We start from the raw sequence: 13,761 nt of genomic DNA, 5'->3' as shown, positions 1-13,761 counted from the left end.
CAGGTTTGCTCAGACGACTCGGATGCTAGCTAAAACTGATGCTGTTGTGCATGGGACCATGGTTACCAGTACCCTGCCCGTCACCCCTTGCCTCCCCCCAATAACCTGAAAAAGGGGCCACCTTAAGAAGGTGGCCCCTTGATACCGGGTTTAGCCATGACATGACTCACTACAGGCGGCTTATTTAACGCCGTAACTGGTCAGGATCTGATCCATGGTCCCGTCTGCACTGATGATTGCCAATCCCTTGTTGAAAGCCTCGATCAACTCCTGGCCGCGTGGGTTTTTCACGCCACTGGCAATATGGAGCGGGTTGGTGGAGAGCGCATTGGCCGTGAAGGTAAACTTGCTGGCATCCATTCCCTGCTGGGCCATGATGGCCCGGGCAACTACCTCGTCTTCCAACGTCAAGTCAATACGCCCATCAAGCAGCTTCTTCAGATTCGTCGGCAAGTCACCGGCCTCCTGGCGGTTTAGCTCAGCCTGCATGAAGTCGTCACCGTAGCCATAACCCCGCACTATGCCAATGCTCTTGCCTTTGAGGCTGGCCAAGCCATTCAACTCGAAACTGCCGCCAGCCAACTGGATAAATTTGACCTGATTCTTCAGATACTCGTCACTGAAACGCAGTGACTTGGTGCGCGCCTCGGTGAACCATGCCCCTACCAGAATGTCGATATTCCCTTCCTCAACTTCCGACAACGCCCTGGCCCAAGGCATGATCCGCATGTCGAGCTCATAACCCTGGGTGGCAAGTGCGCGTTTGACCAGCTCTACCGAGATGCCTTTGTTGGCATCAATGACAAAGGGCGGCCAGGGATCTTGCGCAGCCGTCACACTGGCGGCATGCGTCCCAAAGGTCGACAGCGCCAGCAGTAATCCTATCATCCATGATTTCATCTCATACCTCTTGCCTGTGTGGGGAAACCCTTTGAGATAAGAGGAGCGAGGGACACTTTGTCAAGGCAGCAGAGACGACAGGCTATTGTGATTCGAACCCGCAGAGTCCTTGTGGCATAATGCCCTGTCCAATGGCCCGCTCAGGGTCATCTCCTTTTGCCTGATATACGCTGTTTCATCTTGAGAAACAGCCAAACAAGGGGTAATCATGTCTTCCATTCGTCTGACCCAATACAGCCACGGGGCTGGCTGCGGCTGCAAAATTTCTCCCAAGGTGCTCGACACCATTCTCAAGAGCCAGATCCCGGGCTTTGACGACCCGACCCTGGTGGTTGGCAACAGCAGCAAGGATGACGCGGCCGTGGTCGATATCGGCAACGGTCAGGGCATTGTTTCCACCACCGACTTCTTCATGCCCATCGTCGATGATCCCTTTACCTTTGGCCGCATCGCGGCCACCAACGCCATCAGCGACATCTACGCCATGGGCGGCAAGCCCATCGTTGCCATTGCCATCCTTGGCTGGCCCATCAATACCCTAGCCCCGGAAGTGGCCCAGCAGGTAATAGATGGCGGCCGCCAGGTGTGTCACGAGGCAGGCATTTCGCTCGCTGGCGGCCACAGTATCGATGCCCCCGAGCCCATCTTCGGTCTTGCCGTGACCGGTATAGTGCCGCTCAATGCCATCAAGCAGAACGACACGGCCCAGGCTGGCGACATCCTCTACCTGACCAAGCCCCTCGGTATCGGCATCCTCACCACGGCCCAGAAGAAGGGCAAGCTCAAGCCAGAGCATGAGCAGCTGGCCCCCAACGCCATGTGTACCCTCAACAAGATTGGCCAGCGCTTTGCCGAACTGCCCGGCGTGCACGCCATGACGGATGTGACCGGGTTTGGTCTGGCGGGCCATCTGCTTGAGATGTGCGAAGGCTCAGGTGTGTGTGCCACCCTCGATTTCAGGGCGCTGCCACTGCTCGACGAAGTAGATTACTACCTGTCCGAGGGCTGCGTACCGGGCGGTACCCTGCGCAACTTCGATTCCTATGGTGCCAAGCTCGGTGCCATGGATGAACGCACCCGCAACATCATGTGCGATCCGCAGACCAGCGGCGGCTTGCTGGTTGCCGTCGGTAAAGAAAGTGAAGCCGAGCTCCTTGCCATCGCGACACAAGCGGGGCTGACCCTCTCCCCCATAGGCCGGCTGAAAGCCTATACCGGAAACCAGTTTATCGAGGTTATCCAATGAGTCAGCGGCTGCTTGCTATTGATACGGATCTGGCTCGGACGTCTCTGGAGGCCCTGCGATGAGCCAACTGCCACTCACCTCGGATCTGGCCCGGATTTTTCTGGATGATGTCCCGCTTATCGACTTGCGTGCCCCCATCGAGTTCAAGGAAGGGGCCTTCCCCTGCTCGACCAGTCTGCCCCTGATGACAGACGATGAGCGTGCCCAGGTGGGCACCTGTTTCAAGCAGCGAGGCCAGGCGGCGGCGATTGAACTGGGCCACCAACTGGTGGGGGGCGCCGTGCGTGCCGAACGGCTCGACGGCTGGCTGGCACAGTTGCGAAAGCAGCCCGATACCCTGCTCTACTGCTTTCGTGGCGGCCTGCGCTCACAAACCGTGCAACTCTGGTTGCATGAGGCCGGGGTCACCCGTCCCCGGGTAGCCGGTGGCTACAAGGAGATGCGCCGTTTCCTCATCGATACCCTGGACAAGGCCGCGGCCGAATGTCACTGGACAGTGCTGACCGGCATGACCGGCTCCGGCAAGACCCATATGCTGGAGCACGTGACTCAGGCGGTGGATCTGGAGGGGCATGCCCATCACAGGGGCTCGTCATTTGGTCAGCTTCCAGGGGGCCAGCCCAGCAACATCAATTTTGAAAACAAGCTGGCCATCGAACTGCTCAAGCGCCGCCACCAGGGTGAACATGCCTTCGTGGTGGAGGACGAGAGCCGGCTCATCGGTCGCTGCTGCCTGCCCAACCCCCTGTTTGATGCCATGTGCGAGGCACCGCTGGTGGTGGTGGATGTACCGCAGAGCGAGCGTGCCGAACAGATCCGCCAGGACTATGTGCACGATCTCTGGCTGCGTTATCAGGCCATGTTTGGTGCCGAAGAAGGCTGGCCACTGTTTGCGGCCTATCTCACCGATGCGCTGGCCCGCCTCAAGCGCCGCCTTGGCGATCAAGCACACCGCGAGCTGGACCAGCTGATGCAAATCGCCCTTGCCGAGCAAGCCAACAGCGGCACCACCGAGCGCCATCTGGCCTGGATCACCCTGCTGCTGACCCGCTACTACGACCCTATGTATCTCTATCAACTGGGCAACAAGCGTGAGCGCATCGTGTTCCGGGGTGAGAAGCAGGCCTGTCTGGACTTCTTTGCCGAGCAACACGCAGCCCGGCAGCAAGGCTGACTCACTCCCGTCAAACAAGAGGACCTCCTATGTTGAAATTCGAGGTGATCCCGGTCACCCAATTTGCCCAGAACTGCTCCCTCATCTGGTGTGACGAGACCCACCATGCGGCGCTGATTGACCCGGGTGGCGAGGCCGACAAGCTGCTCGCAGCCATCGCCAAGCACGGGCTTACCCTGACCCACATCCTGCTGACCCATGGCCATCTGGATCACGTGGGCGCCGCCGCAGAGCTGCGTGAAACAACCGGCGTAGCCATCACAGGCCCCCACAAAGAAGATGCCTTCTGGCTCGACATGCTGCCCCGGCAGAGCCAGATGTTTGGCTTCGCCCATACCCCTGCTTTCACGCCGGACAGCTGGCTTGAGCAGGGTGACAAGGTGCGAGTGGGCAACTGCGAGCTGGAGGTCTATTTCTGTCCGGGCCACACTCCGGGCCACGTCATCCTGCTCAGCCAGGCCGAAAAACTCGCCTGGGTTGGTGACGTGCTGTTCGCCGGCAGCATAGGCCGCACCGACTTCCCACGCGGTGATCACGCCACCTTGATAAAGTCGATCACTGAAACCCTGCTACCGCTGGGTGACGAGATTGTCTTTATCCCGGGCCATGGCCCCAGCTCCACCTTTGGCCGAGAAAAGGCAAGCAATCCTTACCTGACCCAAGCCGTCTGGTAACAGCAAGCAGGCTTGCCACTGACGCCAAGAGGGCGACCCCGGGGTCGCCCTCTTCCATGGCTTGCTGCAAGCTTCATCAAACGCCAGACAGCAAAAAGCCACTCCTGAGAGTGGCTTTTTCTTCAACCAGATTGGCTCGCTATTAAACGCGAACGAAATCCAGGTGAACCAGCTTCGGCTTAACCGGGTGACGCTGGATAGCCTTCACTTTAACGTTGACTTCTTCACCGTTGATGACCAGGGTCAGCACGGATTCGTAGAATTCCGGCTTCTCTTGGGCAATGATGAATTTTTTGTGGTCAACAGTGATGGACTGAGCTTCTTTGCCGGCACCGTAGATGATGGCAGGAACTTGGTCAGCGTGACGCAGGCGGCGGCTCGCACCTTTCCCCAGGTCAGAACGGACTTCAGCTTGGAATACGAAAGACATAGTGGTTATCTCATATAGATGAATTTATGGTGCTGACTGCGACCGGTCAGCACCTCGCAAAACGAGGGCGCATAGTAGCATGGGCCCTGAACAGTGACAAGATACCTTAACGCCCCTGCTCCAGTCGGGCAAAACGCTGCTGCCGCTGTGCAGGACTCAGGGCATCGAAGCGCGCCAGCGTCTGCGGCGCAGGGCAGTAGAGGGTATCCCCCGCCTTCACCCGGATGCCGTTGCCCATCAGCGGGCGATTGTCATCGACAATGGCCAGCAGATAGCTGTAAGTGTCCCCCGCTATGCCCGTGACAGTACCGTTCTGAGCCAGGGTCGCAGCAATGCGCCACAGGGTTTCTCCCGATGCCACCCGATGACAGACCTGCTTGCCACCACCGGCTGCGGGAGCCGCCAGCGTCAAGGTCGTGTTGACGGATGTCGGTGTGACAACGGGTTGCGATTCTCTCTTGGCCTCGTCTCGGGCGACACTCGCCAGCATGGCCTCCGGCGCCAGCCAGGTTGCGCGCAGATTGAGACTCACCAGCAGCGGCTCGGCTCCATCACGGATGGCTCTTGGCTGACCGGGCATCACAGGCGAAGAAAATTCCGCCATAAAGGGTACCTGACCAGGGATCGCAGCCTGTTGGCTCTGCCCCTGTTCCAAGGCAGGCAGCAGGGGGGCAAGCCCGTAGGCGGCCTCATCGATACGCCTGAGCCGGGCCAGATACGCCTTGGAGAGTTGAGCCTCCCCCTCGAACAGGTCAAAGGGGGGCACCAGCCGAGCCGGAAACAGCACCTGCCAGCGGCCCTTCTTTTTCTTGAGCTCAAGGGGGGGAAATTGATTGCCCCGCCAGGCCACGAACATAGCCGGCGGAGTACGGTGTAGCGGGTAATACTCCGGGTTCAGTTGTACCCAGGTTTGCTCGGCTATGGGTTGATAGCCACTGATGTTGACCATTGCCACGCTTAACCAGAATCCAAGCATCCTTGCTCCTCCGTTAGCCTTTTCCTGGGCGGCGGCAAGGGCCACCGACACGAAGACCTGCCTGTCTCCTACAGCAGATTAGCACTGGGCGATGGCGTTGAGCACCCGTTTATCTGACACCGGATAGGGGGTCCCCAGATTCTGGGCGAAGAAGGAGACCCGCAGCTCCTCGATCATCCAGCGGATATTGGCCACTTCGGTCGGGATCAACTGGGATTTGGGGATCTTGGCCAAGAGAGCCTTGTACTCGGCTTCAACGCTCTGCACCTTGAGCATGTAGACCCGATCCCGGTTGGGGTCGATGGCCAGCTTTTCCATCCGACGCTCGATGGCTCGCAGGTAGCGCAGCAAGTCCGGCAGCCGCTGCCAGCCGGTCTCGGTCACGAACCCCTTGTGAATGAGGTTGCCCAGCTGAAGCTGGATATCCGACATGGCAAAGGCGGTGTCGAGCTGCATCTTGCCCTTGAGCCGCTTCTTGATTTCGTGAGAAAGCGTCAGTACGGCTTCCACCTGGCTGGCCACTTCCACCACGGCATCGTTGAGCTCGGCGCGCACAAATTCCTTGAGCGCTTCGAAACCGGCCTCATCCCAGGCCAAGCCGCCATGCTGTGCAATGAGCTTGTCGCAGCCGCAGGCAATGCAGTCATCAATAAGCTCGGCCACCTTGCCAAAGGGGTTGAAGTAGAGCCCCAGCTTGGCCTTGTTGGGCAGCTTCTCCTGCAGGTACTTGATGGGTGATGGCACGTTGAGCAGCACCAGCCGGCGCTGGCCCGCCCACATCAGCTGCTGCTGGGCCACAGCGCTCTCCACCAGCTGGATGGAGACAGAGTCCTTCTCATCCACCAAGGCCGGATAAGCCTTCACCTCGAAGCCGCCGCGCTTCTGGCTGTATTCCTGCGGCAATTCGCCAAAGCTCCACAGCGTCAGGCCTGACTGCTCTATGTCGTCGTCCGCCACCTGGGACAGCGTCTCCTGCACACGCCCACGCAAGGATTCTTTCAGTGCCTCCAGATCCTTGCCTTCCGCAATAAGCTTGTGCCTATCGTCCACCACCCGGAAGGTGAGTTTCAGGTGATCGGGCACCGCAGACCAGTCCCACGCCTCGCGGGGCACAGTCACCCCCGTCATGCGCCGCAGTTGACGCTCCATCTCGTCCAGCAGTGGTCCCTGCTCGGGGTTGAGGCTGGCGAGCAGCGCATCGGCGTAGTTGGGGGCCGGTACGAAATTTTTGCGCATCGGCTTTGGCATGGATTTTATCAGCGCCACCAGCAACTCATGACGCAGCCCGGGGATCAGCCACTCGAATCCCTTTACCTCCACCTGATTGAGCAGTGGCAGCGGAATATGCAGGGTGACGCCATCGGCCGCCTCCCCCGGTTCAAACTGGTAGCTCAATTTAAGTTTGAGTCGTCCCTGCTGCCAGAAGTTGGGATAGTCGAGATCACTGATGTGGGCCGCATCCCCCTTCATCAGCATCTCCCGCTCGAAGTTGAGCAGCTCTGGATCCTGCTTTTGCGCCTCTTTCCACCAGTTGTCGAAGTGGCGACTTGATATCACCTCTTCCGGCAAACGGGCGTCGTAGAAGCGGAACAAGTCCTCATCCTCCACCAGAATGTCGCGACGGCGGGACTTGTGCTCCAGCTCCTCCACTTCGGCCAAAAGCTTGCGGTTGTCGCCAAAGAAGCGGTGACGGGTCTCGAAATCCCCCTCCACCAGGGCACGACGGATAAAGAGCTCTCGACACAGCACAGGATCGAGGCGGCTGAAGTTGATGGTGCGCTCATTGACCAGCGTCAGACCAAACAGGGTCACTTTCTCCTTGGCCATGACGGCGCCATTCTTCTTCGACCAGTGGGGATCGCTGTGGTGCAGCTTGATGAGGTGAGCCGCAAGCGGCTCCACCCACTCCGGCTCAATCTTGGCATTGACCCGGGCGTAGAGGCGGGAGGTTTCCACCAGTTCGGCGGCCATCACCCACTTGGGCGGTTTCTTGAACAGACCCGAGGCCGGGAAAATGTGGAAGCGGCCGTTGCGGGCGCCGAGAAACTCGGGCTTCTCCAGATCCTTGTTGCCGATATGGCTCAGGAGGCCGGTCAGCAAGGCGCAATGAACCGTCTTGAAATCCGCCGGTTCATGATTGGCTTTAAAGCCCAGCTCTTTCACCGTCTGGCGCAACTGGAAGTGAATATCCTGCCATTCGCGCACCCGCAGGTAGGAGAGGAACTCCTTCTGGCACATGCGGCGGAACGGGTTGCTGCCCAGTACATCCTGCTGCTCTTTGAGGTAATTCCACAGATTGACGAAGGCAAGGAAGTCAGAGTCCTTGTCTTCAAAGCGCTTGTGTTGCTCGTCGGCGGCCTGCTTCTTCTCCATGGGCCGCTCACGGGGATCCTGGATGCTGAGGCCTGCGGTGATCACCATGACCTCGCTCAGGCAACCGGTTTGCGCCGCTGTGATCACCATCTTCGCCAAACGGGGATCAAGCGGAATGCGCGACAGCTGACGACCGGTCTCGGTCAACTGCAGTTTGGGCTCCTGATCCCGGGTGCCAGGCAGCTCTCTTACTGCCTCCAGCTCCTTGAGCAGGCTCAGGCCATCCTTGATGTGGCGCGACTCGGGCGGCTCGACGAAGGGGAAGGCCTCCATGTTGCCAAGCCCCAACGCCAGCATCTGCAAAATGACGGAGGCCAGGTTGGTACGCAGGATCTCGGGATCGGTAAAAGCCGGACGATTGTTGAAATCCTCCTCGGAGTAGAGGCGGATACAGATACCGTCCGCCACCCGGCCACAACGCCCTTTGCGCTGGTTGGCACTGGCCTGGGAGACCGGCTCTATGGGCAGGCGCTGCACCTTGGTACGCCAGGAGTAGCGACTGATGCGGGCAGTGCCCGGGTCTATCACATAACGGATGCCCGGCACTGTGAGGGAGGTTTCCGCCACGTTGGTGGCAAGCACTATGCGCCGCCCGGCGTGTTGCTGGAACACCCGGTTCTGCTCTGTATTGGAGAGGCGCGCATAGAGCGGCAGCACTTCGGTATCTCGCAGGCCCAGTTTGTTCAAGGCATCGGCGGTATCGCGGATCTCCCGCTCGCCGTTCATGAAGATGAGAATGTCCCCCAGTCCTTCCTCGGCCAGCTCCTGCACCGCATCGAAGATACCCTGCAACTGGTCGCGATCGTCACTCCCCTCCAGCAGCGGCCGATAGCGCACATCGACGGGATAAGTGCGGCCGGAGACCTCGATCACCGGCGCCTTGTTGAAATGGCGGGAGAAGCGCTGGGGATCTATGGTGGCCGAGGTGATGATCACCTTGAGGTCGGGGCGCCTTGGCAGCAGCTGCTTGAGATAACCCAGAATGAAGTCGATGTTGAGGCTGCGCTCATGGGCCTCATCGATGATGATGGTGTCGTACTGGGTCAACATACGGTCATTCTGGATCTCCGCCAGCAAAATACCGTCTGTCATCAGCTTGATGTGGGTCTGCTCGCTCACCTGATCGGTAAAGCGCACCTTGTAACCCACGTACTGGCCGAGTTCTGACTCCATCTCCTCTGCGATACGGGCAGCCACAGTACGGGCAGCCAGACGGCGCGGCTGGGTGTGGCCGATGAAGCCCTTCACCCCGCGCCCCAGCGCCAGGCAGATCTTGGGGATCTGGGTCGTTTTGCCCGAGCCGGTTTCACCGGCGATGATCACCACCTGATGCTCACTGATCGCCTTGGCGATCTCTGCCTGCTTCTGGCTGACAGGCAAGTTGTCCGGGTACGTGACCTTGGGGACACCGGCCAGACGGGACTGATAACGCGCCTGCGCTGCGTCCAGATCGGCGGCAATGGTCTCCAGCACTGTGATCTGCTTGCCTTCGGGCAGCTTCTTGATCCCGTTCAGACGGCTGGAAAGACGACGGGCATCAAGGTTCATGCAGGCTGATAGACGGCGGCGCAGCGCCTCGATAGAGAGAGACAAGGTACAAATTCCTTAATAGAGAGCCCGGCATGGGGCCATATCGACAAGCTTCGGCAGATCCTAAAGAGCGGGCGGGAGCGGTGCAAGCCTTAAAGCGATTGAGGTAGCGATGAAAGCCGGAATAGATCCGGTATGAAGAGAATGCCTGAATAAAAAGAGCAGGCACCCGGCCTGCTCCTGATGACGCCTTCCACTCGACCTGATCAGACCCGGGCCTTGTGCACGAAGCAGGTACCCAGCTGGGCATGGATCGCCTGCATCACATCGTGACGGCTGATCACCCCGAGCAGGCGACCCTCCTCCACCACCGGATAGATCTTGGGCTTTTGCCCCATCATCATCTCGGCCAATTCCAGAATGCTGGTATCAGGCCCGACGGCCAGCACTTCATTGCGCATCACATTCTTGACCTGAGCCACCTGCTCGCAGTGATAGGCCTCTTTGAGCATGACGGCGATACAGTCCTGCTCGGACACCCAACCAATGAGATGACCCAGTGCATCCACTACCGGGCCACCGAGCTGGCGGCTATTGAGAAACTTTTCCACCGCAGATTGCACCATCATGTCAGCGCTGAACGTGATGGGCCGGTGCTGCATGTAATCCTTTGCTTTTAGTGATTCCATTGTGCTTCCCCCAACCAGCCTCCCGGGCGGGAGGCGCAAGTCAGACACTATGTCCGACCCACACCAAGCATAGCTCGCCCAATATCAGGAGATGGATTGCAGCAGCAACAGCAACTCGTTCTGGCTGTGGCAGTCGGTTTTCTTGAAGACCCCTTTGAGGGTCGAGCGGACTGTTTCCACCTTGACACCACGCAGCTCGGCGATGTCGTTGCTGCTATAACCCTTGCTCATCAGCACCAACAACTCTTTCTCGCCGATGGTGAGGGGGTAAAGGCTCGCCAGTGCCTCGATATCGGGATTGAATGAGTGTTCGGGATCCCGCAGCACCACTTCCACATAACGCTCAAACCGGCTGAGGCCGCTCATCAGGGTGCACTGGATCAGCAAGGGCCTTAAATTGGCCTGACGGGGAATGGACATATAAGCGCTCGCCCCCGGCAACAGGTAAGCAAAGCCATTCAATATCTCTTTGAACTGGCGTTGCTGCTCCTTATTTTGCAGCGAGAAGATACCATTGATGGCCCGCAGCTCCACATTTTCATCTGAGATACGGTTGAAGGCCACATTGGAATAATGGATATGGCCTTTGTCATCGACGATGGCACTGGGCTTATTATGATTTTTAACCAGCTGCTGCAGCTGGTAGTTCTGGGTCTCCAGGGCCAGCAGATTCCAATAATGGTGGCTCCAGGCAGCCAGGCCGGAATAAACCTCTCCCAGTGAGGAGATATCCTGAGCGCTGAAATCATCCTGGCTGGCACCACGATAGGTACACAGGCTGCTAAGGCCCCGCCCCTTCACCCGGCAGACGCCGCCCGCCGCAAACTGGGCGCCGAAGCTGGCCAGCAATCCTGCCGAATTGGACAGGGTGGTGGCATTGACTATGCCCTGGCAGCCCTTGTCCAGATAATGATTGAACCACACATCCTGGCGATGGTGTTGCACATAGAACTGCTGCTGAGCCTCGGTCAGGCCGCTTGAGAAGAGTTTTATCCCGTCGCTTTTGTCATCATCCCGTAACAAAAATAGCGAGGAACTCCCCGACACATCGGTGCGGAACTGATCCACCACCAACTTAATGTCAGAATCATTAATACCGCACTCATATAACTGGCTTATATAGGGCGATACCCTTTCCTTTACTAATGCCTTCACACCCGAACTCCTAATTCTTATTTTTATTGAGGAGGCATCTTACTCTGCAATGAGAAACGCGAAAAGTAGTCAAATGAACAAAGGTTTTATAACTGTTACGTAAATAGTAATGATGAAACGACATAAGGGTGAGCGAAAGCGAAAATTTAAAATCCAAGTTAATGTTTTTTATGCTTTTTGTCGCTATGGATTTTTTTGTCGGTCTAAAGATTCCTGTCTCTGTGACATCCTGATTACCCGACAGGCCTCACATTTTATCCCTTTTGCCATGACAGCGGGTCCAGCCCGGATAAAAGCGCGCCCCCCTGCAACCCCGCGGCGCTGCGAGACCGGGTCTACGCAGACAAGCCACAGGTTATCTATTCCATCGTGCTGGCGCCTGAACCAAAAACCCTCATCCCAAAGAGCCGGGCAAGCCGTTAGTTGTCTGGGTCCCCTCATAAAAGACTCAAGTTGAGCTTGTTTCCAGGCGGTTAATTTTGTGTTTTATTTGTGAACGCGGACGGGTATTGTATATACAATTCGTTAGATGGATATCGGACAGGTATCAACAACAAGGAGAGTGTATGGAACCGGAAAATGCATTGATAGCGCCCACCAGATCAGCGGCGGGGATCAAGCTGCTGCTAGCCAGCCTGTTTGGTATCGCCATCTTCTTCATCCCCTTTGAACTGGCAGGCCGCAGCACCATCATGGTGGACCACCTGGCCGGTTTTCTGATAGCGCAGCGCCCACTGGCGGTGGGGTTGATCCTGTTGCTGATTGGCTATGGTGCCATCACACCCTTGCTGGATGGTCGCTGGCGCGCCCGTCCCATCGACCGGCTTCTGAGCCTGTTCAAGCTGATCGGCCTGGTACTGGCACTCATGTATGTTGCTAATCTGGGGCCGGCCTGGCTGATGACGCCGGATCGTCTGCCCTTTCTGTTTGACAAGCTGGCCATGTCGGTCGGTCTTATCGTGCCCATTGGTGCCATGGCCCTTACTTTCTTGCTCGGCTTCGGTCTGCTGGAGCTGATAGGCGTACTGATGCAGCCCGTTATGCGGCCACTGTGGCGCACGCCGGGGCACTCTGCCATTGATGCGGTCGCCTCTTTCGTCGGCAGCTATTCGGTGGGACTGCTCATCACCAACCGGGTCTTTCTCGCGGGTAAATACACTGTGCGCGAAGCCGTCATCATTGCGACCGGGTTCTCCACCGTATCGGCCGCGTTCATGATCATAGTGGCCAAGACCCTCAACCTGATGGAACACTGGAACTTCTATTTCTGGTCCACCCTGGTGATCACCTTTGTCATCACCGCCATCCTGGCGCGCGTGCCCCCCATCTCCAACATGGCCCATCATGGGGAAACCGACGAACCATTGCCCGCCGGCAAGAACCGCTGGCAAGCCGCACTGGCATCCGGGTTGACCCAATCCAGCATGGCGCAACCCGTACTGCGCCAGTTGCAGGACAACCTCAAGGATGGCCTGCTGATGGCGGCTGCCGTGGTGCCCACCATATTGTCGGTTGGTCTGCTCGGTCTGTTGCTGGCGCAGCACACACCGCTGTTCGACCTGCTGGGCTGGCTGCTGTGGCCGCTCACCTGGCTGCTGGAACTGGGCGAACCGCTGGAAACTGCCAGGGCACTTTCAGCCGGGCTGGCAGAGATGTTCTTGCCCGCCATTTTGCTCAAAGATGCCGACCTGCTGGTGCGCTATGTCGCCGCAGTGGTATCGGTCAGCTCGGTTCTCTTCTTCTCCGCTTCCATACCCTGCATCCTGGCCACCCGGATCCCGGTGAGTGTGGGCCAGCTGGTGGTGATCTGGCTGCTGCGCACCCTGCTTGGCATAGTGCTTGCCGCACTGTGCGGCAAGCTTGCCATGGCAGCAGGCTGGCTGAGTTAAGCGAGGTGGCAACACCCTAGTGATGAAGCACAAGCGCGAGCACAAACCAAGAAGGCGCCCGAGGGCGCCTTCTTTTGGCTTAGGGACAGCCATTACACCAGCCCGGCACCGGGGCGCTTCATCGGAAAAAGCGCCATAAAAAACGCAGCTGACACAGATTCCTGTATCAGCTGCGTCCTGGTCACGCTTGATAGGGTTTGCGATGCCAGATGAGGAACGAATGAAACACCCATCCTGCGCCACATCACAAGGAGCATCAGACCGATCTGGCCCTGAGCTCACGCCCCTATCGACGCATTGGATTTACGTCAGCATCCTTAGAAGGGCAGCTTCATACCTGGGGGCAGTTGCATGCCACCGGTCAGCTCGCCCATCTTGCTCTTGCTCTGCTCTTCCACACGACGTACGGCATCGTTGACGGCGGCAGCAACCAGATCTTCGATCATCTCTTTGTCATCTTCCATCAGGCTCTGATCGATCTCGATGCGACGTACGCTGTGACTGCCAGCCATGGTGACCTTGACCATACCAGCACCGGCTTCGCCGACTACTTCCATCTCGGCAAGCTGCTCTTGCATCTTTTGCATGCGCTCTTGCATCTGTTGGGCCTGTTTCATCAGGTTCCCCATTCCACCTTTACCAAACATATGTCGTCTCTCGTCTTGAAATCCGGCATCCAGCGCCGGGCTGTGGGCTTGTTCTGTCCTAAATGGGGACAGGCAAAC

At 58.1% G+C, this 13,761-nt stretch carries 11 protein-coding genes; 4 read left to right on the top strand and 7 right to left on the bottom strand.

All coding sequences use genetic code 11. The features are described 5' to 3' along the window. Positions 1-180: 180 nt before the first annotated feature. Entirely contained in the window at positions 181-900 is a 720-nt protein-coding gene (locus AC1P02_RS16045; RefSeq protein WP_485182648.1) for a transporter substrate-binding domain-containing protein, read from the bottom strand. Between the two features lie 205 nt (positions 901-1,105). Between AC1P02_RS16045 and selD the strand changes: the two genes are divergently transcribed. The 3 genes from selD to AC1P02_RS16030 are packed head-to-tail and all read left to right on the top strand — an operon-like array spanning position 1,106 to position 3,994. Next, on the top strand, positions 1,106-2,146 hold the full coding sequence (gene selD, locus AC1P02_RS16040) for a selenide, water dikinase SelD (protein ID WP_485185467.1): 1,041 nt from the start codon (positions 1,106-1,108) through the stop codon (positions 2,144-2,146). Between the two features lie 58 nt (positions 2,147-2,204). Continuing rightward, the gene (mnmH, locus tag AC1P02_RS16035; RefSeq protein WP_155602716.1) at positions 2,205-3,320 is read left to right on the top strand and encodes a tRNA 2-selenouridine(34) synthase MnmH; all 1,116 of its coding nucleotides are present in this window, start codon (positions 2,205-2,207) and stop codon (positions 3,318-3,320) included. Positions 3,321-3,349: 29 nt separating this feature from the next. Beyond that, positions 3,350-3,994, top strand: a complete 645-nt coding sequence (locus AC1P02_RS16030; RefSeq protein WP_485182647.1) for an MBL fold metallo-hydrolase — start codon at positions 3,350-3,352, stop codon at positions 3,992-3,994. A 142-nt stretch (positions 3,995-4,136) separates the two neighbouring features. On the opposite strand, the gene rplY is transcribed toward AC1P02_RS16030, so the two are convergent. The 5 genes from rplY to AC1P02_RS16005 all read right to left on the bottom strand — a co-directional run bounded on the left by rplY (position 4,137) and on the right by AC1P02_RS16005 (position 11,147). Continuing rightward, positions 4,137-4,424 carry a 50S ribosomal protein L25 gene (gene rplY / locus AC1P02_RS16025; protein ID WP_005311442.1) on the bottom strand — a complete coding sequence of 96 codons (288 nt, stop codon included), beginning with the start codon at positions 4,422-4,424 and terminating at the stop codon, positions 4,137-4,139. Between the two features lie 106 nt (positions 4,425-4,530). After that, positions 4,531-5,400, bottom strand: coding sequence for a hypothetical protein (locus AC1P02_RS16020; protein WP_485182646.1), 870 nt, complete (start codon positions 5,398-5,400; stop codon positions 4,531-4,533). A gap of 78 nt (positions 5,401-5,478) precedes the next feature. After that, positions 5,479-9,366, bottom strand: a complete 3,888-nt coding sequence (hrpA, locus tag AC1P02_RS16015) for an ATP-dependent RNA helicase HrpA (protein ID WP_485182645.1) — start codon at positions 9,364-9,366, stop codon at positions 5,479-5,481. 203 nt (positions 9,367-9,569) lie between these two features. Beyond that, on the bottom strand, positions 9,570-9,992 hold the full coding sequence (locus tag AC1P02_RS16010; protein ID WP_005311439.1) for a CBS domain-containing protein: 423 nt from the start codon (positions 9,990-9,992) through the stop codon (positions 9,570-9,572). Positions 9,993-10,076: 84 nt separating this feature from the next. Further along, complete coding sequence (locus AC1P02_RS16005) at positions 10,077-11,147, bottom strand: helix-turn-helix transcriptional regulator (RefSeq protein WP_034523647.1); 1,071 nt, start codon at positions 11,145-11,147, stop codon at positions 10,077-10,079. A 566-nt stretch (positions 11,148-11,713) separates the two neighbouring features. Between AC1P02_RS16005 and AC1P02_RS16000 the strand changes: the two genes are divergently transcribed. Then, a complete protein-coding gene (locus AC1P02_RS16000) occupies positions 11,714-13,036 on the top strand; it encodes a YjiH family protein (RefSeq protein WP_485182644.1) in 1,323 nt (440 codons plus the stop codon). Positions 13,037-13,353: 317 nt separating this feature from the next. Here AC1P02_RS16000 and AC1P02_RS15995 read toward each other — a convergent pair whose 3' ends face one another. Continuing rightward, the gene (locus AC1P02_RS15995) at positions 13,354-13,683 is read right to left on the bottom strand and encodes a YbaB/EbfC family nucleoid-associated protein (protein WP_011898717.1); all 330 of its coding nucleotides are present in this window, start codon (positions 13,681-13,683) and stop codon (positions 13,354-13,356) included. Between the last annotated feature and the right edge of the window lie 78 nt (positions 13,684-13,761).

The sequence above is a fragment of the Aeromonas sp. TS_SC_11 genome, assembly GCF_057318915.1.
The sequence above is the reverse complement of the archived record's forward strand: the minus strand, read 5'-3'. Positions and strand labels throughout refer to the sequence as shown.

What these genes read in the sequence shown, in the direction of transcription:
- mnmH (WP_155602716.1), top strand. Translation starts at nt 2,205, where the DNA reads ATGAGCCAACTGCCACTCACCTCGGATCTGGCCCGGATTTTTCTGGAT.
- rplY (WP_005311442.1), bottom strand. Translation starts at nt 4,424, where the DNA reads ATGTCTTTCGTATTCCAAGCTGAAGTCCGTTCTGACCTGGGGAAAGGT.
- AC1P02_RS16020 (WP_485182646.1), bottom strand. Translation starts at nt 5,400, where the DNA reads ATGCTTGGATTCTGGTTAAGCGTGGCAATGGTCAACATCAGTGGCTAT.
- AC1P02_RS15995 (WP_011898717.1), bottom strand. Translation starts at nt 13,683, where the DNA reads ATGTTTGGTAAAGGTGGAATGGGGAACCTGATGAAACAGGCCCAACAG.
- AC1P02_RS16045 (WP_485182648.1), bottom strand. Translation starts at nt 900, where the DNA reads ATGAAATCATGGATGATAGGATTACTGCTGGCGCTGTCGACCTTTGGG.
- AC1P02_RS16030 (WP_485182647.1), top strand. Translation starts at nt 3,350, where the DNA reads ATGTTGAAATTCGAGGTGATCCCGGTCACCCAATTTGCCCAGAACTGC.
- AC1P02_RS16010 (WP_005311439.1), bottom strand. Translation starts at nt 9,992, where the DNA reads ATGGAATCACTAAAAGCAAAGGATTACATGCAGCACCGGCCCATCACG.
- AC1P02_RS16000 (WP_485182644.1), top strand. Translation starts at nt 11,714, where the DNA reads ATGGAACCGGAAAATGCATTGATAGCGCCCACCAGATCAGCGGCGGGG.